General features: G+C 70.4%; 17 protein-coding genes. 6 read left to right on the top strand and 11 right to left on the bottom strand.

Annotation, left to right across the window (positions count from 1 at the left end; all coding sequences use genetic code 11):
- Positions 1–44: 44 nt before the first annotated feature.
- The 3 genes from ABN401_RS12240 to ABN401_RS12230 form a co-directional block, all read right to left on the bottom strand.
- Positions 45–458, bottom strand: a complete 414-nt coding sequence (locus ABN401_RS12240; protein ID WP_349685137.1) for a YdbL family probable chaperone protein — start codon at positions 456–458, stop codon at positions 45–47.
- Positions 458–652, bottom strand: a complete 195-nt coding sequence (locus ABN401_RS12235; protein WP_349685136.1) for a YnbE family lipoprotein — start codon at positions 650–652, stop codon at positions 458–460. The genes ABN401_RS12240 and ABN401_RS12235 overlap by 1 nt, the downstream gene beginning before the upstream one ends.
- 103 nt (positions 653–755) lie before the next feature.
- Positions 756–3,905, bottom strand: a complete 3,150-nt coding sequence (locus tag ABN401_RS12230; protein WP_349685135.1) for an intermembrane phospholipid transport protein YdbH family protein — start codon at positions 3,903–3,905, stop codon at positions 756–758.
- Positions 3,906–4,293: 388 nt separating this feature from the next.
- On the opposite strand from ABN401_RS12230, the gene ABN401_RS12225 reads away from it, so the two are divergent.
- Positions 4,294–5,664 (top strand): M23 family metallopeptidase, encoded by a 1,371-nt coding sequence (locus tag ABN401_RS12225; protein ID WP_349685134.1) that lies wholly within the window; start codon positions 4,294–4,296, stop codon positions 5,662–5,664.
- Here ABN401_RS12225 and ABN401_RS12220 read toward each other — a convergent pair.
- Positions 5,661–6,449, bottom strand: a complete 789-nt coding sequence (locus ABN401_RS12220) for an alpha/beta fold hydrolase (RefSeq protein WP_349685133.1) — start codon at positions 6,447–6,449, stop codon at positions 5,661–5,663. The two genes, ABN401_RS12225 and ABN401_RS12220, sit on opposite strands and share 4 nt — an antisense overlap.
- A 150-nt stretch (positions 6,450–6,599) precedes the next feature.
- Between ABN401_RS12220 and ABN401_RS12215 the strand changes: the two genes are divergently transcribed.
- Complete coding sequence (locus tag ABN401_RS12215; protein WP_349685132.1) at positions 6,600–7,544, top strand: glycosyltransferase family 9 protein; 945 nt, start codon at positions 6,600–6,602, stop codon at positions 7,542–7,544.
- A gap of 5 nt (positions 7,545–7,549) precedes the next feature.
- On the opposite strand, the gene ABN401_RS12210 is transcribed toward ABN401_RS12215, so the two are convergent.
- Entirely contained in the window at positions 7,550–7,699 is a 150-nt protein-coding gene (locus ABN401_RS12210; RefSeq protein ID WP_349685131.1) for a hypothetical protein, read from the bottom strand.
- A gap of 141 nt (positions 7,700–7,840) precedes the next feature.
- Between ABN401_RS12210 and cobT the strand changes: the two genes are divergently transcribed.
- Both cobT and ABN401_RS12200 read left to right on the top strand, forming a co-directional pair.
- The gene (gene cobT, locus ABN401_RS12205) at positions 7,841–9,733 is read left to right on the top strand and encodes a cobaltochelatase subunit CobT (protein ID WP_349685130.1); all 1,893 of its coding nucleotides are present in this window, start codon (positions 7,841–7,843) and stop codon (positions 9,731–9,733) included.
- Positions 9,733–10,743, top strand: a complete 1,011-nt coding sequence (locus tag ABN401_RS12200; protein WP_349685129.1) for an esterase-like activity of phytase family protein — start codon at positions 9,733–9,735, stop codon at positions 10,741–10,743. The genes cobT and ABN401_RS12200 overlap by 1 nt, the downstream gene beginning before the upstream one ends.
- A 90-nt stretch (positions 10,744–10,833) precedes the next feature.
- On the opposite strand, the gene ABN401_RS12195 is transcribed toward ABN401_RS12200, so the two are convergent.
- The 6 genes from ABN401_RS12195 to argB all read right to left on the bottom strand — a co-directional run bounded on the left by ABN401_RS12195 (position 10,834) and on the right by argB (position 15,188).
- Complete coding sequence (locus ABN401_RS12195; protein WP_349685128.1) at positions 10,834–11,418, bottom strand: demethoxyubiquinone hydroxylase family protein; 585 nt, start codon at positions 11,416–11,418, stop codon at positions 10,834–10,836.
- A complete protein-coding gene (locus ABN401_RS12190) occupies positions 11,396–11,929 on the bottom strand; it encodes a disulfide bond formation protein B (RefSeq protein WP_349685127.1) in 534 nt (177 codons plus the stop codon). The genes ABN401_RS12195 and ABN401_RS12190 overlap by 23 nt, the downstream gene beginning before the upstream one ends.
- Before the next feature lie 16 nt (positions 11,930–11,945).
- Complete coding sequence (locus ABN401_RS12185; RefSeq protein ID WP_349685126.1) at positions 11,946–12,578, bottom strand: exopolysaccharide biosynthesis protein; 633 nt, start codon at positions 12,576–12,578, stop codon at positions 11,946–11,948.
- Complete coding sequence (gene dapD, locus ABN401_RS12180; protein WP_349685125.1) at positions 12,578–13,435, bottom strand: 2,3,4,5-tetrahydropyridine-2,6-dicarboxylate N-succinyltransferase; 858 nt, start codon at positions 13,433–13,435, stop codon at positions 12,578–12,580. Before dapD ends, ABN401_RS12185 begins: the two co-directional genes overlap by 1 nt.
- Positions 13,432–14,184 carry a pyrimidine 5'-nucleotidase gene (locus ABN401_RS12175; protein WP_349685124.1) on the bottom strand — a complete coding sequence of 251 codons (753 nt, stop codon included), beginning with the start codon at positions 14,182–14,184 and terminating at the stop codon, positions 13,432–13,434. The genes dapD and ABN401_RS12175 overlap by 4 nt, the downstream gene beginning before the upstream one ends.
- A gap of 77 nt (positions 14,185–14,261) precedes the next feature.
- Positions 14,262–15,188 (bottom strand): acetylglutamate kinase, encoded by a 927-nt coding sequence (gene argB / locus ABN401_RS12170; protein ID WP_349685123.1) that lies wholly within the window; start codon positions 15,186–15,188, stop codon positions 14,262–14,264.
- A gap of 97 nt (positions 15,189–15,285) precedes the next feature.
- Between argB and ABN401_RS12165 the strand changes: the two genes are divergently transcribed.
- Positions 15,286–17,508 (top strand): AGE family epimerase/isomerase, encoded by a 2,223-nt coding sequence (locus tag ABN401_RS12165; protein WP_349685122.1) that lies wholly within the window; start codon positions 15,286–15,288, stop codon positions 17,506–17,508.
- Between the two features lie 120 nt (positions 17,509–17,628).
- The gene (locus ABN401_RS12160) at positions 17,629–21,057 is read left to right on the top strand and encodes a M10 family metallopeptidase C-terminal domain-containing protein (RefSeq protein WP_349685121.1); all 3,429 of its coding nucleotides are present in this window, start codon (positions 17,629–17,631) and stop codon (positions 21,055–21,057) included.

The following is a 21,057-nucleotide window of genomic DNA, read 5'->3' as shown; positions in this document are numbered from 1 at the left end:
TTAGCACATCGCGGGCGAGCCCGCCCGCGACACGATGCGCCGGATCAGCGCCGAACCCACTGGCCCGAGGCGTTTCTGTACCATTGGCCGGCCGGGATCCGGGCGAACAGCTGGGCCTCGAACATCCGGGCGGCGGCCACATCGGTCGTGGTGCCGGCGGCGCGGGCGCTGTCGCCATAGACCGCGCGACGGGCGTCGTTGGTATCCGAGACGGCGGCAGCCAATGGAGCGGGAGCCGGCGGGGTCCGGATGCCCAGATAGCCGTCGGCCTGTTCGCCGACGACGCCCTGGACCTTGGCCGCGTCGATCAGGGCCTTTTGCTCGGAGGTCTGAGCCCAGGCACCTGACGAGGGGGCCGCGCCGGCGGCGACGCCCAGCGCGGCAACGGCGGCGCCGAGCACGAAGAGCTTGTTCAGGGTCATGGGACGGTTCGCTTCCTTGGAAACAGAGAGGGTCATCAGAACAGGTTCGGGTTTTCGGCCAGCAGGTCGCGCAGCTCCTGATCCAGCCGCACCCGGACGTCGGCGTCCAGCTTGGCGTAGATCTGGATCGGGTCGACCTGCAACCGGATCGTCGGGGTGCAGCCGGCCAGCAGGGTGGCCGCGCCGACGGCGAGCAGGGTGGTTCGGATCAGGCGCTTGGGCGGGGTCATCGGCGAGGTCTCCGGGTCGGGAACGCGTTCACTGCCACTTCGGATGCGCCCTGTAGCGTGAATGGCCGCTGAACGGCAAAGCCAGGCCCTGGCCTGGCGCGCACTATTCGCCGTTCCTCGCCCGATTGACCTCCAGCAGGTCGGAGATCAGCTGGTTCAGGTTCAGCGTGGTGTCCAGCGTCAGGTCGATGCCGGTTTCGGACGGCAAGGGCAGGGGCCGGTTCAGGAACTCGCGGCTCATCAGCTCGGCCAGGCTCAGGCGCAGCTCCTGACGCTGGGGCGGGTCATGACGGCCGACGATGCGGAACAGGACCCCGACGCGGCCCTCATCCAGGCTGTTCACCTCGGCGGTCAGGACGTCGAAGGCCAGGTTCTCCATGGCCTGATAGGCCAGGTCCTCGACCGTGCCGGGCGGCACCGCCCCGCCGCCTCCGGCCTCCAGTCCGGTCAGGGCCTCGCGCGCGATCGACAGGCGACCGGGCTGGGCCGCGAACAGGGTGCCGCCGGTCACCCGCACGCCGGTGTCGGGATCCGAGATGAAGGGCAGGCGGCCCGAGACCACGGCGTCCAGGCTGACCTTGTCGCCAAAGCCCGCGCCGGCGATCAGCTCTCCCAGCTGGATGCGGTCCAGCACGATTACGCCCGAGAAGGGCTCGCGCGCCAGGGGCACGCTGAAGGGCTCGACCCGCACGGTCCCGCCCGCCGCCTGGATGGCCCCGCCCTCGACGGTGATGGCCGCCTTGTCCAGCTGGAAGCGCAGGTCGAGGTCGGTCAGGGGCGCGATCGACTCCAGGGTGGCGACGCGCAGGGACTGGTTCGGGGCGGTGGTCAGGGGCGCCAGGTTGGTGAAGTCGATGGTGCCAGACAGCCCCTTCACCGGGCCGGCGGGGCTGGCGAAGTCCAGGCTGGGGATGACCAGCCGACCGGAACTCGTGCCGCCCTCGGGCAGGTCGGGGCTCCAGGCGATGCGACCGGTGAAGGACGCCGAGCCGCTGGCGGGCGACTGGACGAAATCGGCGGCGAGGGGGCTGAGGTCGGCGGGTTGCAGGCCACCCTCGGCGAACACCAGCGACGGGGCCTCGATCCCGACCCCGCCCACGCCGCTCGGTCCGTCATGCGCCAGCGTCAGGCGTCCCAGCGGATTGCCCGACCGCGCCAGGTCGAAGGCGCCGGACCACTGCTCGCCCTCCAGACGCGCCCGACCGCTGGCCGTCAGGGGGTTGAAGCGGAGCGGCCGGGTCGCGTCCTCGACGGTCGCGGTCGTCACCCGGGCGTCCAGGCCCAGCCCCGCCGAGGAGCCCGTCGCCACCACCGGCCCTTCAGCCTCCGAGACGGCCAGCGCCAGGAAGGGGGCCTGGGCGTCCACGCCTCTCATGGCGCCCGACACCCGCCAGCGACCGCCCTCGGCGACCAGAAGGGGGCCGCCCGACGGGCAGAGGCGGCCGGAGACGTCCATGACGTCGTTCTCGTCGAAATCCAGCCGCTCGACCGCGATCGCCACACAGGCGTCGGGCGCATAGGTCACCCGCCCCCGGTCGCTGGCCAGAAGACCCGCCGTCTGGACGGTCAGACCCCGCGCCGGGCCGAAGTCGAGGGCGGCGCGACCGTCCAGCCGGGCCTGGAAGCCTCCGGCCGTCAGCCGCCAGTCCGGGACCGCGAAGGCGGCCTCCGGCAGGCCCCGCCCCCGAGTCGCGGTCAGGGTCAGGGCCCCGCCCCCGCGCTCGCCGGGCCGGGCCGAAAACAGGGGTGTCGCCGCTGGTGAGAGGGTCAGGACGCCGCCGTTGACGGGCGTGATCCGCGCCGGCTGGCTGAGAGTCACGGTCGTCCCGGCCTCGCCGGAGGTGAGGCGAAGGGCCGGGGCCGAAAGCGAGAAGCCGCCGAGCGCGCGCTTCAGCTCGGCCAACTCCGGCACATCGTCGGACCTCGCCGGGCCGAACAGGGGCCAGCCGCCGCGACCGGCGGCGACGCGGCCGGTCAGAGACAGCGCGGTCGCCCGGGCCGAGGCGTAGTCGAGATCGAGACGGCCGGTCACCGCCTCCAGCCGCAGGCTGTCCAGCGCCGCGTGGGTCAAGCTGGCCGTGATTGGCCCGCCGGCCTCGACGCCTTCGCCGTCCGACCGCAGAGCCAGGGCGGATGACGTCGCCGTCAGCCCCGCCAACGTCAGGTCTCCGGCCTGACCCGAGGCGGCCATGATCCGGGCAGGACCGCGCAGGCTCCAGTCGATCGCGTCCGACCGGCGGCGCATGGCGAGGCGAGCGTCCGTCGCCGCGATGTCGGCACCGCGCGCGGACAGCCCCGGCGCCGTCAGACGATCGGCCGCCAGACGCGCGTTCGCCGTCCCCTCGAAGCCCAGGGTCTCGACCCAGCCCGTGGCCTCGCCGTCCGCCGCCAGAGTCAGGGTCGCGCCCTGTGCCGAGGCCTCGCCCACGGTCAGGCGATCGCCGGTCAGCCGGACTGTCAGCGCCGCCCGCCCGTCGCCCCTGCGCGCCTCCATGTCCGGATAGGGCAGGTCGCCGGTCGCGACCAGACGCGCGTCCTCGCCCGCCGCGCTCGGCAGGGTGAATCTCTGGGCGTCCAGCACCAGTCGCGTCGTCACGCGGTCCCCTGTGGTGGTCAACTCCAGCGATCCACCGAGGCCCCGGGCCTCGACACCGCCGCTGCGAAGCGATGCCGCCGGCATCCGCGCAGACAGCCGCATCAGCTTGCCGTCGTCGAGACGGGCATCGGCCAGCAGGGAAACGGGACCATATTCTGTGTCCAGCCTCAGCCGGCCGGTTTCGACCACCACGATCGGACCGCGACTGTCCGGCCGGGGCGGGCGGCCGGTGAACTCCTCGATCAGCGGGTCCAGGGAGCCGAACGACAGTCGGCCGTCGCGCCATGTGGCCCGCATCACGGGCCGGACCAGCCGGATGCGCGTGGGCGTGACGCCCATGCCCGTCCGCGACCAGGGCAGGGTCAGGCCGTAATCGACCTCGACACGCTCGACCGTCACATCGGGGTTCGCGGAATCGCCAATGCGGACACGACCGACAAAGCCGTCGATCTCCAACCGTTCGACCTCGACCTGGGCCGGGATGCCGCGCCGGTCCAGCCAGCCGACCAGCACCTCGCGCGCGGCGACCCGCCGGTTCAGCCAGGCGACCGCCGCCAGAACGGTCACCAGTGTGACGACGATCAGAACGCCGACGCCGACGCGTCGCGCGAGCGCCCGTCGCCGGGAACGTCTCGGTGGGGCACCCGACGCGCTCATCCGCGATGCCCGTCCCGGTGCGGCACATCGCCCCGATTCAGAAGAGCCGATGTGTAGCGTGTCGGCACGCCCGTGTCGGCTCTGCCACAATGAGTGGCATCGAGGTCACTTTGAGTGGATCGACACCGTTTGGCGACCGGACGCGATTCATCGATGACAGCATTGGCGTCCATAGCTTGGCGATAGACTGTCGCGAACACCGTCGGAATACCCAAATCGACCCAACTCTACCGTCAGCGCCCGTGGCGGTTAATCATTTGTAACGACCCTGCTTCCCATGGTGGCGTCGGCGGGTTATAGGACTCGCCTCGCATCCGGGGGGACTTGGGCGCGATCCTTGCTTTGAGTGGGTTTGGCGCCGTCTGGCGTCGTTGTTCGCCGGGGACCGATGGCTCAGTTCGATCCGCGCCGTCAGCCGATGCGTTTTGCGCCGCATCTCCTGACCGCCGTTGCTGCCCTGACCGTGGCCTCGCTTGCCGGCCGGGTCTATCAACCCGCTCAGGCCGAGCCGGTTCCCGAACTGACCGCCGAACAGATCGCCAGCCTGGAAGCCCGCGCCTTCGCCGCCGCCGGCGCGCCCGCCGGCCTGACCGCCCCCGAAGCCATTCCGGTCCAGATCCGCCGTGGCGAGACCTTCGAACAGGCCGTCCAGCGCACGGGCATCAGCGGCGCCGAGGCCTCGGCCGTCGCCGCCACCCTGTCCAACGCCTATGATGTTTCGCAGATGCAGGCCGGTCTGCGTTTCGAGACCGCCATCGCCCGTCCGCGCGGCGGCCGGGGCGACGCCCGCCTGATCGGCCTGACCATGCGCACCGGCCCGGCCAGCCAGCTGACCGTCTCGCGCAGCTTCGACGGCGCGCTGCGCCTGCGCGCGCTCGAGGAGCGCGTCACCGAGGAAACCGTCGTTCTGACGTCCGAGGTTCGCGGCTCCCTGTCGGCCACCGCCCAGCGCATGGGTGCCGATGCCAATATCCGACGCAAGGCGATCCAGATCTTCGCCCATCGCTTCGACCTGGACCGTGACATCCGCGCGTCCGACGACTTCACCCTGGTGTTCGACCGCTCGGTCACCGAGAACGGCCGCACCGTGGATACGGGCGACCTGATGTACGCCGAGCTCAAGGGCATCGCCTTCTATCGCTACCAGCCCGCCGGCGCGCGCGAGCCGCAGTATTTCGACGCCAGCGGCAAGAACATGCGGTCGTCGATGATGCGCACGCCACTGGTGCGCGGCTTCCGCGTCTCGTCGTCCTTCGGCGTGCGGACCCATCCGATCTCGGGTTTCCGTCGCATGCACCAGGGCATCGATTTCGCCGCCGGCACCGGCACGCCGATCGTGGCCCCCGCCGACGGCGTGGTGGTCGAGGCCCGGCGCTGGGGCGGCTATGGCAACTGGCTGCGGATCCGCCACGCCAACGGCCTGGAAAGCGGCTATGGCCACCTGTCGCGCTATGGCTCGGGCATTCGCGCCGGTCAGCGGGTCAGCCAGGGCCAGGTCGTCGCCTATGTCGGTTCGACCGGTGCCTCCACCGGTCCGCACCTGCATTATGAGATCTGGCGCAACGGCCAGCGGATCAACCCGACCAGCATCCGCGTCGACGTCGGCACGGAACTGACCGGTGCCGATCTGGCCGGCTTCCGCGCCGAAAAGGCCCGGATCGACCGTATCATCGCCGCCGGCGGCCAGCGCCGCCCGGTCGTGATGCAGGCCTCGGCCCCCGGCCTGCGCCCGGCCGCTCCGGCCGCGACGCGGTCCTAAGCCCTTTCCACCGCTATCGTTCGCGGCCCGGCCGCCCGCGAGTTGAGCGAGCGCATCCTCTCGACCGCCTCGATCAGCCGCTCCAGATCGCGCGGGGTCGACAGTCGGTGGTCCCCGTCCTCGATCAGATCCAACCGGACGTCGCCGCCCGTCAGGCGCTCGGCCAGCGTCACCGCGTGGGCCCAGGGCACGGTCTCATCCGCCCGACCCTGCAGCACATGGATCGAGGCGGCGATCGGGATCGGCCGGTCCAGCAGCAGCCAGTCCCGCGCCTCCTCGAACATCCGCCGCGTCAGGACGTACTCGCCCAGTCCTTCCTCGACGATCGTCGCCTCGCCGTCGCGCAGGATGGCCTGGCGGACAGGGTCGTCCAGCGAGGGCCACATCAGCCGCTCGGTGAAGTCCTGTGCCGGGTTGACCAGAACGAGGCCCGCCATCCGCTCCGGCCGCGCCAGCGCCGCCAGCAGGGCGACCCAGCCGCCCATGGATGAGCCGACCGGAATGATCGGGCCCTCCAGACTGTCGATCAGGCCGATGGCGTCCCCGCGCCAGCGCCCGATGGTGGCCTGACGCCAGTCGCCCGAGGACCGGCCGTGCGCGAAGTGGTCGTAGCGGACGAACGACCAGCCGCGTTCGCGGGCGGCGGCGTCCAGTGCCAGGGCCTTGGTCCCCTCCATGTCCGAGCGGAAGCCACCGATCCAGAGGACGGTGTAGCCGGTGCCCTCGACGCGCTTGAACGCCAGGGTCTCGCCGTCGGAGCGGGTCAGGGTGTGGTGGTCGGTCATCCACCTACCGTGCACCCCGGCGAAGGCCGGGGTCCAGAGGCGCATGAGATGCCCGGACGGGCACACGGGGATGGCTCGGCCGCACCAGTCTGTTATCTGGACCCCGGCCTTCGCCGGGGTGCACGGGGAGGGGTAGCCAGGAAAGATTGAGTGTCCTCCAACCAGGTCCTGTTCGTCTCCTCCAACCGCATCGGCGACTGCGTCATCTCCTCTGGGGTGATCCGCGAGATCGCGCGCCAGGTTCCGGGGGCCCGGATCACCGTCGCCTGCGGACGGCCGCCCGCCCCCTTCTTCCGTTCGGCCCCCGGCGTCGAACGGGTCATCGTGCTGGACAAGAAGAAGGCCGCCGGACACTGGCTGGATCTTTGGAAACAGGCGTCGGGCGAACGATGGGCCCTCGTCGTCGACATTCGCGGCTCGGCCCTGGCCTGGCTGCTCCGGGCGGACCGGCGGATCGTCTATTCGAGGACGTGGGAGACCGGCCTGCCCAAGGTCGAGATGGTCACGGCGATGATGGGGGCGTCCGCGCCGCTGGAGCCGGCGATATTCCTCGACGACCGCGCCCGGGCCGAGGCCACCGCCGTGATCGATCCGCAGTTGGCCGACGGCGCCGGTCCCGGCCCGATCCTGGCCCTGGCTCCCATCGCCCATCAGCCGGGCAAGAGCTGGCCGGCGGATCGATGGGGCGAACTGGTGCGGCGTCTGATGGCCGAGCCGCGCTTCGCCGGTTGGCGCTTCATGCCGGTGGGCGGGCCCGGCGACCATCCACCGGCGGCCCCGGCCCTGGCGGTGGCGGGGGATCGGGCCATCGACTTCGTCGGCAAGGGCGACATCCTGGCCTCGGCGGCGGCCATCGACCGGGCGACGCTGTTCGTCGGGAACGATTCAGGCCTGATGCATGTGGCGGCGGCGCTGGGGCGGCCGACGCTCGGCCTGTTCGGTCCGACGGAGTGGTGGCTGTACGGCCCGCGCGGGCCGCGCACGGCGATCGCGGCGTCGAATCCGGTCCGGGGCGGGTTCGCCCCGATCGAGGATCTGACGGTGGACCGGGTGTTCGAGGCGGTTCTGGCGCTGCACGACGCCCACGCCGGGTGAAGTCCTCACGCCATCAGGGCGGCGGCGTGTTCCAGCATCAGGACCGAGGCGTAGAAGGTGCCCACGAAGGAGGCGGCGAAGAACAGGCCGTCACGCCACAGCTGGCGACGGGGGCGGGCCTCCATCTGGGCCAGGCGAACGGGCAGTTCCCTCATGACGCGCTCCGGAACGTGACACGGAAGAATGCACGCCAGACCCTGCCCGGGCGTGAATAGACGCGGTGAACGCACGTTCGCCATGTTCGCGGCCATCCGACGCTCTGGCCCCCGGGTTCGGGACCGATTAGGGGTTTCGCCATGCCTCCCGCCGACAGCCCCCAGGACGTCTTCAAGCGCGCGCTGGCCCATGCCGCGCGGGCCCTGGCCGAACAGGCCGAGCTGGAGGTCGTGTTCGGCTCCGATGGGCCGCGTCTGTCGAACGGCGTTCTGACCCTGCCGCACCCGCCGCGCGTGGCCTCCGCCGGCGAAAGCGCGACCCTGAGGGGGCAGGCAGACCGGCTGGCCCTGCGCCTGGCCAATCACGACGAGACCGTCCACGCCCGCCTGCGCCCCACCGACAGCCGCGCGGCAGAGGTGTTCGAGGCGGTCGAACAGGCCCGCGTCGAGGCGCACGGCTCGGCCTCTTTGGCGGGGGTGCGGGCCAACATGGACGCGGCGCTTCTGACCCGGCTGGAGAAATCCGGGGCGCTTCGCATCGCCGACGCCGATCGCGTGCCGGTGGCCGAGGCCGTGGCCCTGCTGTTGCGAGAACGCGTCACAGGGCGGCGCAGCCCGGACGGGGCCGGGACCATGCTGGACCTTGTGCGCGAGGGGCTGGAAGACAAGGCCGGCGCTGAGCTGGATGCCCTGGCGGACAAGGCCGAGGATCAGACGGCTTTCGGCTCAGCCCTGAAGGACGTGCTGCGCGCGCTGGATCTCGATCCGGGCGACGGGCGGGGCGACGAGGCCTCCGACGACGCCGGAGAGGACGAGCCCGAGCCACAGTCCCCCGAACCCTCCGAGGACGAGGAGGACGAACAGGACGACGGCGGGGGCGAGGGCGGTCAGTCGATGGACGGCCGGTCCGAGGACGAAAGCTCCGAACAGGACCGGGAGGCGCAGCAGTCCGGCCAGCCGGCCGAGCGCGACGGCGACCAGGTCGACGACGGGCCCGACGTGGCCGAGGGGGCCCTGCCGAACCGTCAGGAGAACGCCGACGACGGCCGGGCCATCGACGCCTATCGTGTTTTCACCACCGCCTATGACGAGGTCATCGACGCCGCCGATCTGTGCGATCCGATGGAGCTGGACCGGCTGCGGTCCCTGCTGGACCAGCAGCTGACGATCCTGTCGTCCGTCGTCGCGCGTCTGGCCAACAAGCTGCAGCGCCGGCTGATGGCCCAGCAGAACCGCAGCTGGGCCTTCGATCTGGAGGAGGGCGTGCTGGACACCGCCCGCCTGACCCGGATCATCACCGACCCGACCAGTCCGTTGAGCTTCAAGGCCGAGAGCGAGAGCCCGTTCCGCGACACGGTCGTGACCCTGTTGCTCGATAACTCCGGCTCCATGCGCGGGCGGCCCATCATGGTCGCGGCGGTCTGTGCTGATATCCTGGCGCGGACGCTGGAGCGGTGCGGGGTCAAGGTCGAGATCCTGGGCTTCACCACGCGCGCCTGGAAGGGTGGTCAGAGCCGCGAGGCCTGGATCACCGCCGGCAAGCCGCCCATGCCCGGCCGCCTGAACGACCTGCGTCACATCATCTACAAGGCGGCGGATGCTCCGTGGCGCCGGGCCAAGAAGAACCTGGGCCTGATGATGCGCGAGGGCCTGCTCAAGGAGAACATCGACGGAGAGGCCCTGACCTGGGCGCACGAGCGGCTGACCGCCCGGCCGGAGGCGCGGCGCATCCTGATGGTCATCTCCGACGGCTCGCCGGTCGACGATTCGACCCAGTCGGCCAATGCGGCCCTGTATCTGGACAAGCACCTGCGCCAGGTCATCGAGCGAATCGAGACCCAGTCGCCGGTCGAGTTGATCGCCATCGGCATCGGCCACGACGTCACCCGCTGGTACCGCCGCGCCGTCACCATCGTCGATGTGGAACAGCTGGCGGGGGTCATGATCGAGAAGCTGGCCGAGCTGTTCGACGCGGCGCCCAAGGAGACGGGCAGGCGGCCCATGGGTCGTCGCGGCCTGAAGCGCGCGGCGTGATGCGGGCGGGCCTGCGAGCCTTGGGGGTCGCCGCGCTGCTGGGGGCGGCCGCCTGCGCCGCCGTCGCCACCAGCACCCCCTCGGTGGCGGGGCCCGAACGGGCGATCCGGCTGGAAGCGAACCGGACACCACTGGGGATCGGCGGGGCGACGCTGGCTCCCGGCGTGCGCTATGCCGGGGGGCTGACGCTGCGAGGGCCGGGCCTGCATGGCCTGTCCGACCTGAAGATCCAGGGCGACGTGGCCTGGGCCGTCTCGGATTTCGGTCACCTGATCCGCTTCACGCTCGGCCTGGATGGCCCGGAGGGGCGACTGGTCTCGGCAGATCAGGGGGTCAGGCGCGAGCTGACCGATACGGATGGTATCGCCCTGCGCGTTGGTCCGAACGCCGATGCCGAAGGGCTGGCCATCCTGCCCGACGGCCGGGTCCTGGTCAGCTTCGAGCGGGAACACCGCATCTGGTCCTATGGCGCCGACGCGAACGAAAGACCGGTCGCGGTCGCCGCGCCGGACACGCCCCTGCCGCACAACGGCGGGTTCGAGGGCCTGTCGGCCGCGGGGCCAAATGGATGGCTTGTGCTCGCCGAGGGCGGCGGCGCGTGGGTCTGCGCCGAGGCCTGCCTGGCGCTCGGGACCGGGCGCCTGGTCCCCGAGGACGGCTACAGTTTCACCGGCGCGGATCGCGACCCGGCCGGCGACGGGTGGTTCGTGGTGGAGCGCCTGTATCGGCCGCCGCTGACCCTGCGGGCGCGGGTGCGTCGGCTGTCCGCCGACGGCGTCCTGTCCGCCCCCCTGATCGAGCTGAGGCCGCCCGCGTTGGTCGATAATTTCGAGGGCATCGCGGCGGTGGCGACGCCCGGCGGCACGCGGCTGTACCTGCTCAGCGACGACAACGGCAATCCGCTGCAGAAGACCCTGCTGCTGGCCTTCGATCTCGACGACCCTTCTCCCCTTGCGGGAGAAGGTGGCCCGGAGGGCCGGATGAGGGGTACGAAGATGCGCGTTCGCTGACGGGTCGGGTCGTTCATCGGCCAGACCGAGTATTACCCCTCATCCGTCAGCCTTCGGCTGCCACCTTCTCCCGCAAGGGGAGAAGGACACTCACACCCGCTCCGACACCTTGATCGCCACCTTGCACCCGGCCTTGATGACGGCGGTCAGCAGGCGATAGGCCGGGGCCTCGCGGCTGCCGTGCTCGATGGCGTGGTCGTGGTGGGCCAGTTCCTCCTCGCGGAACTGGGTCAGTTCGGCGGCCAGGGCGGGGTCGCGGTCCGTCAACTCGGCGATCTGGTCGGCATAGTGTTGCTCGATCACGCTCTCGACCGCCTCGGTACAGGCGTGAGCGGCCTTCTCGCCCATCAGGGCGGTGACGGTGCCCAGGCCCGTGGCCGCCAGCGACCACAGCGGCAGCAGCGCCGTCGGGCGCACCCGGTGTTCGGTCAGCAGGGCGTCGAACCGCGCCTTGTGAACCTGCTCGCCCGCCTTCATCCCGGCCATGTCGGCGGCGAGGTCGGACTTTCCGGGGGCGCTGGCGAAGACGGCGCGCTGGGCCTCGTAAATCTTGACCGCCCCATACTCGCCCGCATGATCGACGCGCAGGATCTCGGCCAGCCGCGCCCGACCCGCGCCGCGACCGGGACGAGGCAGGGGAATGCGGCGGGTCTCAGTTCCGTGGAGCTCTGGCATCCTTGGGTCTCTTGGCGGCGATCAGACTGAACCCGGCCAATGCGACCGAGACCAGGGTGTTCCATCCTGCCATGGACAGGCCCAGGAACCGCCACGTCACCGCGTCGCACATGACGACCCGCTGCGGTTCGCCGATGCCGAGCGCCAGCGACGTCAGCGCCTCCAGGTCGGCCATGTCGCCGCCCCCAGCGCACAGGGCGGGCAGGGCCCACCACTTCATCTCGCCCCCGGCGTGAAAACCGGCGGTGATCGCGCCGGTGGTGAACACGGCGAACAACAGGAAGGCGGCGATCCGGGGCGTGCCGCGCCGCGCCTGGCTGATGACCGCCCACAGGGTCGCGACCAGGGCAATGATGACCGCGCCCCAATAGACCTCGCGCTGCTTGAGGCACAGGTTGCAGGGGGCCAGGCCCAGCACCCGCTCGCTGAAATGGGCGAACCCCAGCATCGCCAGCGAGATCGCCAGGGCGAAGGCGGTCCACCACCGGGTCAGCAGGCGATAAAGGCTCATGACGCGAACCTTAGCCCTAACCGGTGAACCGCGCCATCAGCCCGACCGCCCAGCCCGCGCCGAGGAAGAAGCCGGTGGCGACGATCGCGATCGCGGTGGCCCAGCCGACGGCGACGGCAGCGCCGCCCGCCACGAACAGCCCGTCCCTCTGGATCAGTCCGACCGACAGCAGGGCCAGGGCCACAGACGGCACGGTGTTGGTCATCGGCAGGACGATGGTGACGGTCGCCAGGATCATGAAGGCGGCGGCCAGCCGTTCGGCGATGCCGGTGGTGAAGATCTTCAGCCTGGGCCGCGACAGCCGTTCCAGCCAGCCCATCCGCCTGGTCGCGAAATCGGCCATCCGGTCCAGCATGGACTTGGATACAGTGCGTTTCAGCACCCCCTCGGGCAGCCACGGCTCTTCGCGGCCCGCCAGCATCTGTCCGGCCAGCAGCAGGATGGGGATGCCCACGATCTGGGGCACGCCGTACAGCGCCGGCACCAGGCAGGGGATGGCCAGGATCAGGATCATCAGGCCGAACGCCCGTTCGTCCAGCCGGTCGCGGATCTGGCCGATGGTCAGGCCGTCCGGTCCAGAGGCCTGGGCCAGGCTGGCGACGAGGCCGATGAACCCCTGGTGCGGGTTGTCCGAATGCCGATCGTTCATCACTCGCGCAACAGCTCGTTCACCGCCGTCTTGGCGCGGGTCTGGGCGTCCACCGTCTTGACGATGACGGCGCAGTACAGCGACGGCCCGCCGTTCGGGTCGGGCAGGGCGCCCGGCACCACGACCGAATAGGCCGGCACCTCGCCGCGCACGACCGCCCCGGTCGCCCGATCGACGATCCTGGTGGTGGCCGAGATGTAGACGCCCATGGCCAGGACCGCGCCCTGGCGCACGATGACGCCCTCGACGACCTCGGAGCGGGCCCCGATGAAGCAGTCGTCCTCGATGATGGTCGGATTGGCCTGCAGTGGTTCCAGCACCCCGCCGATGCCGACGCCGCCGGACAGGTGCACGTTCTTGCCGATCTGGGCGCACGACCCGACCGTGGCCCAGCCATCGACCATCGACCCGTCGTCGACATAGGCCCCGATGTTCACGAAGCTGGGCATCAGGACGACGTTCCGCCCGATGAAGGCGCCCTTCCTGACCACCGAGCCCGGCACGGCGCGGAAACCGGCCTCGCGAAAGTCGTTGGCGGTCCAGTCGCCGAACTTGTTGGGCACCTTGTCGTACCAGGGTCCGACGCCCGGTGCCGGCGAGGAAAGGCCCCGGTCGCCGCCCCGCATGATCTCGTTGTCGTTCAGCCGAAACGACAGCAGCACCGCCTTCTTCAGCCACTGGTGGGTGGTCCAGGTCCCGTCCTCGCCGCGCGAAGCGACGCGGGCCTGACCGGAATCGAGCATGCCCAGCGCGGTCTCGACGGCCCTGCGCGTCTCGCCGTGGGTGCTGGGCGAGAGTTCGGTGCGGATGTCCCAGGCCGCTTCGATGGCGGCTTCGAGCGAGGCGGGGTCGGTCATGCGGCGTCTCGTAAGGAGAGGGGTTCCAGGAAGCTAAGCAGATCGGGGGCGGTCGCGTCGATCCAGTCGCCCATCTCATGACCATGCCCGTCGCCGATCAGGACGGTGGTCATGCCCATGGCCTTGGCGGGGGCGAGGTTTCGCGGCGTGTCCTCGAAGAAGACGGCCCGGTGTGGATCGATGCCGAACCGCTGGACGAAGCGCCGGAAGGTCGAGGGCGCGGGCTTGGGCGTCAGGTCCATGTCCTCGATGGCGAAGACACCGTCGAACAGGTCCGTGATGCCGATCCGCTCCATCACCCGCGACGCATGACAGCGCGCCCCGTTGGTCAGGACGAAGCGGTGGCCCGGAAGACGGGCCAGGGCCTCGGCCATGCGAGGGCTGGGCTCCAGACTGTCCAGCGGCACGTCGTGGACCTCGCGCAGGAATTTGTCGGCATCGACGGCGTAGTTGGCCATCAGACCCGCCAGGGTCGTGCCGTGCTCGTTCAGGAACTGGCGCTGCAGCACCCGCGCCTCGTCGGCGGGCAGGCCCACGGCGTCGACCATGAAGGCGTTGATGCGCCCCTGCACCAGCGCCATCACCCCCTGCTCGGGCGGATACAGGGTGTCGTCCAGATCGAAGACCCAGGTGTCGATGTGGGAGAGGTCGAGCGCGTTTTCTCCCTCCCCCTCGGGGGAGGATGGTCGGAGCGCAGCGGAGACCGGGTGGGGCGGGCAAGGCGATCCGGACTCCGATCGCGTGTGCATCGCCTCGCCGCCCCCACCCGACGCTTCGCGCCTGCCCTCCCCCGCAGGGGGAGGGAAAACGTTGTGGTCGCTGTCCGTCACGCCTTCACCAGCGTCCCGGCGCCGTATTCGGTGAACAGCTCGACCAGCATCGCGTGGGGACGGCGGCCGTCCAGGATGACCACGGCCTCGACGCCCGCGCGGACCGCGGCCATGGCCGTCTGCAGCTTGGGGATCATGCCCCCCGACGCGGTGCCGTCATCGATCAGGTTCTGCGCCTCGGCCACCGTCATTTGACGGATGATGTCGCCGTCCTTGTTCAGCACGCCCTTGACGTCGGTCAGCAGCAGCATCCGCTTGGCGTTCAGCGATCCGGCGACGGCTCCGGCCACGGTGTCGGCATTGACGTTGTAGGTCTGACCGTCCTCGGCGACGCCGATCGGGGCGATGACCGGCACCCAGTCGTCGGTCTCGGACGCGATCAGCCCGGCGATCAGCTTGGGATCGACCTTGGTCGGTTCGCCGACGAAACCCAGATCGACCTCGTGCTCGATCAGACTGTCGGGGTCGCGCTTGGTCCGGGTGGTCTTCTCGACGGTCAGCAGCCCGGCGTCCTTGCCCGACAGGCCCACGCCGCGCACGTCGGCCTCGCGACCGGCGACGGTGATCCAGTGGGCGATCTCCTTGTTGACCGCGCCGGACAGGACCATCTCGGCCACCGCCATGGTGTCGCGATCGGTGACCCGCAGGCCGTCGACGAAGGCGGATTTCACCCCCGCCCTGTCCAGCATGGCGCTGATCTGGGGCCCGCCGCCGTGGACCACGACCGGGTTCACCCCCATCAGCTTCAGCAGCACGACGTCGGCCGCGAACTGCTTGGCGACGGCGACCTCGCCCATGGCATGGCCACCGTATTTGATGACCACGGTCTCGCGGTCATAGACCTGGATATAGGGCAGGGCCTCGGCCAGGGTCTTCGCCGTGGCCCAGCCGCGCTCTTCCGATTGCCGTTCGGTCTCGTCCATGGGGCGGCTCACTAGCGGGCGTGGCGCGCCATGTCATCCGCGCAAGCGTGACGGGAGGACGGTTTCGGCCTCGACCCGAACCGGATAAGAGGCGGCCATGGCCCTTTATCCGGTGATCCTGTGCGGCGGCGGCGGTACGCGGCTTTGGCCCGCGTCCCGGCCCTCGCGGCCCAAGCAGTTCGTGCCGATGTCGGGCAATCGCAGCCTGTTTCAGGACGCGGTGCTGCGCATGGCCCCCCTGGCCGTGGGGGGAGGCCGCGTGCTGGTGATCGGCGGGGTCGCCCACCGGCGCTGGATCCTGGACCAGCTGGCCGAGGTCGGGGTTGAGGCCCAGGTGCTGCTGGAGCCCGAGGCCAGGGATTCGGCCCCCGCCATGGCCGCGGCCGCCGCCTGGGTGGCGCGCGCCGACCCCACCGGCGTCGCCGCCTTCGTCGCCTCCGACCACCATGTGCCCGACCACGACGCCTTTCGCGCGGCGGTCGCCGAGGCGGGGGCCGAGGCCGCGAAGGGCCGGATCGTCACCCTGGGCGTGCGGCCCGACGGCCCGTCCTCGGCCTATGGCTACATCCGTCCGGCCGGCAGCGGCCTGTCGGGCGTGGCCGCCTTCGTCGAGAAGCCGGACGCGGCGACGGCCGCCGACTACATCGCCGCCGGCTATCTGTGGAACAGCGGCAACTTCATGGTCTCGGCCCGCACCCTGCTGGACGAACTTTCGGTGTTCGCCCCCGGGGTCCTTGCGGCCGCGACCTCCGCCTTGCCTGCGGAGGATGCGGGGCCGGTCCAGGAACTGGGCGCGGCCTTCGGCGGGGCCCCCAAGATCTCGATCGACTACGCGGTGATGGAGAAGACCCGGCTGGCCGATGTGCTGGCGGTCGATTTCGCCTGGTCGGACATGGGGGCGTGGGACGCCATCGCGGCCTCGGGCGAGGGCGACGTCGGCCTGCACATCTTCGAGGATTCCGACGGCTGTCTGGTACGCGCGCCCGACGGGGTGCTGGTCGCGGCGCTGGGGGTCAGGAACCTGGCCATCGTGGTCGAGCCCGATGCCGTGCTGGTCACGGACCTCGGCCGGTCCCAGGACGTCAAGCGAGTGGTCGAACGGGTCCGGGCCTCCTCGCCGCGCCATCTGGATTTCGCCGCCGCTCCGCCCGAGCCGCTGGGCGAGGGCGCGCGGCGGCTGGCCGACTGGCTGCGTCTGAGGGCCCTGCCTTTGTGGGCCACCGTGGGGCTGGAGGACGGACCCGGGTTCGCCGAGGCCATGGGACTGGACGGGCGGCCCCTGTCCCTGCCGGGCCGGTCGCTGGTCCAGTCGCGCCAGATCCACACCTATGCCACCGCCGCGCGCCACGGCTGGGCCGGGCCCTGGCGGCGCGCGGTCTGGTCGGGGCTGGACGCCCTGACCGGCCGGTTCCTGCGCGCGGACGGCACCAGCCGCGCCCTGGTCGCCCGCGACGGCGGCATCCTGGACGAGACCGCCCGGCTCTACGATCACGCCTTCGTCCTGCTGGCCCTGGCCTCGGCGCGGGCGGCGGGCGCGGACCGGCCGGACCTGGAGGACCGCGCGGTCCGCCTGCGCGACCGGCTGCTGGAGCAAGGCCTGCCCCAGGGCGGCTTCCTGGAGGCCGGGTCCCAGCCCTATCAGGCCAATGCCCAGATGCATCTTCTGGAGGCCGCCATGGCCTGGGAAGACCCGGGACATAGTCCGGGCGACGACGGCTGGGCGGCCCTGTCGGACCGGATCGTGGACCTGGCCGAGCGCCGCTTCATCGATCCCGTGACCGGCCGACTGCGCGAGTTCTATTCGGCCGACTGGACCCCCGCGAGCGGAGAGGACGGCCGGCTGGTCGAGCCCGGCCACCAGTTCGAATGGGCCTGGCTGCTGACCCGGCATGCTCTGAAGCGGGGGCGTCCCGAGCTGATCCAGAGGGCGCGGATCCTGTACTCCCGAGGCCGCGAGGGCGTGTCCGAGCGCGGCGGGGTGGCCCAGGACGCGCTCAACGACGACGGCACCCTGCGCAGCGGCCGCGCGCGACTGTGGCCCCAGACCGAATGGCTGAAGGCGGCGCTGCTGCTGGCCGAACAGTCACGCGATGGCGAACGCATCGCCCTGACCGCCGACGCGGGGACGGCGCTCCGGGCGCTGTGGCTGTATCTGACGCCCGACGGCCTGTGGCGCGACAAGCGGCTGCCGAACGGCGGCTTCGTCGATGAAGGCGCGCCGGCCTCAAGCTTCTACCACATCATCGGGGCGTTCGATCAGCTGGCGGCGCTGGGCGGACAGCCGGGGTTCGAGGATCTGTCGGGGCTGGACCTGCGCTGACGTTCGGCCACCGTACACACCTCGCCGAAAGTTGAACGTCGCCTCTGCTTCTTTCGCGCAACCTTTTCGTAAATGCGTTACGCCCACAGTGCGGTGGGGCGCACGATTTCGAGGCCTTCTATGGCTGGTTCCTATTCGGCCGATGACGGCGCGGCGTTCGGCGCGGTCGGCGGCTATCCCCGATGCGGCTGCTGCGGCGGGTTCCACGCCGTGTACGAGAGCGGCGGGGTCTCGCCGTTCGCATCGCTGAACGCCGACGATCGCGGCGGCGTGGGCCCCAACAACAAGGTCAGCTTCACGACGGACGAGGCCGCCGCGCAGCTGGGTCGCAACAACATCAGCTGGAGCTCCGGCCTGGGTCAGGCGGCCACCGTGACCTTCGCCTTCCGGTCCACCGCCCCGACCAACCTCCCGCCGGATACCCAAGGGTTCCAGAGGTTCAATGACGCCCAGATCGCCGCGACCCTGCAATCGCTTCAGGCGTGGGCGGACGTGGCCAACATCACCTTCAATCGGGTGAACGACGGCGACGGCTTCTCGAACAGCGCGACCATCCTGTTCTCGAACTATACCTCGGGACAGAGTGGCGCGGCCGCCTTCGCCTATCTGCCGGGAGCCAGCGGGATCACGTCCAACTCCGGCGACGTCTGGATCAACAGCTCCATCGCCTCCAACGCCACTCCGGTGCTGCTCGGATATGGGTTCCAGGTGATCACCCATGAGATCGGTCACGCCATCGGCCTGTCGCATCCCGCGGCCTATGACGCTGAAGAAGGCGTCTCCATCACCTATGCGAACGACGCCGTCTATTACGAGGACAGCCGCCAGTACACGGTGATGTCCTACTTCAACGAGTCCAACACTGGCGGAAATTTCAACAGCGCCTCCGGTGCCCGCCAATATTCCGCTGCCCCTCTGCTTGACGATATCGCGGCGGCCCAGCGTCTGTATGGTGCCAACACGACGACCCGGACGGGCGACACCGTCTATGGCTTCAACTCGAATGCCGATCGCTCCTGGTTCGCCGTGACCAGCGCGTCCATGGACGTGATCTTCGCGGTCTGGGACGCGGGCGGGACCGACACCTTCGACTTTTCGGGCTATGCCGACGCCCAGCTGATCGATCTGCGCCAGGGGGCCTTCTCCAACGTGGGCGGGCTGACCGGGAACGTCGCCGTCGCGGTCGGCGCGGTGATCGAGAACGCCATCGGCGGCTCGGGCGCGGACCGGCTGATCGGCAACGGCGGCGACAATGTGCTGACGGGCGGGCTGGGCGCGGACACGATCGACGGCGGTCTCGGCAACGACACCGCGGTCTTCTCGGGTGTCCGTGGCCAGTATTCGATCTCCGTCAGCGGAAACACCACCACCATCTCCGGTCCGGACGGCGTCGATGTCCTGATCAATGTGGAGAGCTTCCGCTTTTCGGACCAGACGGTTGCGGCGGCCGTCCAGACGGGACCGCTCACGATCAGCGGCGACCTTTCCGCCAACCTGATCGAGGGCAGCGCCTTCAACGACGTCCTGTCGGGCCTGGGCGGCAACGACACCCTGAACGGGCAGACCGGCGACGACAGTCTGAACGGCGGCACCGGCAACGACCAGATCAGCGGCGGCGCGGGAGCGGACACCATCAGCGGCGGTGGCGGCAACGACACCCTGGCCGGCGGCGACGGCGTCGATACCGCCGTCTTCCAGGGCGCGAACGGGTCAGGCGTCTCGGTCAATCTGGCCACCGGCACGGCGAGCGGCGGCGACGGGTCGGACAGCCTCAGCGGCATAGAGAACCTGATCGGCAGCGGCTTCGCCGACACCCTGATCGGTGACGCCGGCGACAACGTCATCGATGGCGCGGGCGGGTCCGACGTTCTGCGCGGCGGGGCCGGCGCGGACCGGATCTCGGCGTCCGGCGCGCCCGGTCAGGCCGGTGGGGCGCCGGACATCGTCAAGGCCCAGGCGACGGCAAACGGCAGCATCGGCACGGCGGTCAACATCGACGGCGGGTTCGACCTGCTGCCGCGCCCGGACGTGAACAACGCCACGACCGTCCCGCACGCCACCATCGCCGGCCGCACCCACGGCGGGGTCGAATACTATGCCTTCACCGTCGGCGCGAACACGACGGTGGTCCTGGATATCGACGGTGCCGGTTTCGACACCACCCTGCGCCTGTTCAACGCGGCCGGGACCGAACTGGCGTCGAACGACGACAACAACGGCGACAACGGCGGCGACCGCACCGATTCCTTCCTGACTTTCACCTTCCAGACCGCGGGGACCTACTACGTCCAGGTGGCGGAATGGTCGACGGGCTCGGGGGCCGGCTTCACATCCAAGCCACCGACGGCGGGCCTGGCCTATACGTTGCACGTCTCGGTGCCGGGCCACGCCGTGGTTCCCCCGACCCTGGTTGGATCGACGCTGGAGGGCGAGGACGGAAACGACACCCTGACGGGCGGCCTCGGCGGCGACACCATCTTCGGCGGCACCGGCAACGACTCCATCCTGGGCGGCGGCGGCAATGACGGCCTGCTCCAGGGCGGCCTCGGCGACGACACGGTCGAAGGCGGTGAGGGCGACGACTTCCTGTTCGGCGGCCAGAACAGCGACATCCTTCATGGCCAGGCGGGGGCCGACTTCGTCCAGGGCAATCTGGGGGCCGACCTGCTGTTCGGCGGCGTCGGCGCCGACACGATGCTGGGCGGCCAGGCCAACGACACGATTCACGGCGAGTCCGACGACGACCTGATTCTCGGCGATCTTGGCGATGACCAGTTGTTCGGTGGGAGCGGTGCCGACACCCTGTTCGGGGGCGCGGGCTCCGATGCCTTGAACGGCGGCGACGGAGTCGACATCGCCGTCTATAGCAAGGCTATCGGTGCCTACTATTTCGAGGCGACCGGGCCGGGCGACTGGCGTATCCACGACGGTCTGGAAGTCGATACCCTGTCGGTCGTCGAATGGGGCCTGTTCGCCGGCGGCTCTATCGAGGCTCTGAACGTCCTCGCCGCCAAAAGCTTCGACGCCTACGGCTATATGGTCGGATACGCGGACCTGCTGAGCGCCTACAGGAACAACCCTCTGGGCGCCTACCAGCAATACATCCAGTCGGGTCAGGCCGAGGGCCGGGTGGCCGATTCGTTCAGCGGCCTCAGCTATATCGCCTCCCATGCCGACCTGATCCAGACGTTGGGCATCGACGAGAACGCGGGCTCGCGCCACTATGTTCTGAACGGACTGGCCGAGGGGCGGACCGTCACCTTCAACGCGGGCAACTACCTCGCCGCCCATGCCGACCTTCGCGCGGCTTTCGGCACCGACACCGAGGCGGCGACCCGCCATTACATCCAGTACGGCTTCGCCGAGGGACGCAGCACCGGCGGATCGGCGAGCCCGGTCGAGACCGGCGTCGACAAGGTGGATGCGGCGTCCCTGCTGGCGGGTCTGGCGGCCATGACGCCGGACGCGCCCCCGTCCGCTCCGGCATTCGACGAGGCCTGGAGCCCGGTCGCGGAGGGGTCGCGGCCGCTGGACGACCTCTACGCCTGA

It is taken from the genome of Brevundimonas aurifodinae (assembly GCF_040195595.1).
Taxonomy (GTDB): Bacteria; Pseudomonadota; Alphaproteobacteria; order Caulobacterales; family Caulobacteraceae; genus Brevundimonas; species Brevundimonas aurifodinae.
The sequence above is the reverse complement of the archived record's forward strand: the minus strand, read 5'-3'. Positions and strand labels throughout refer to the sequence as shown.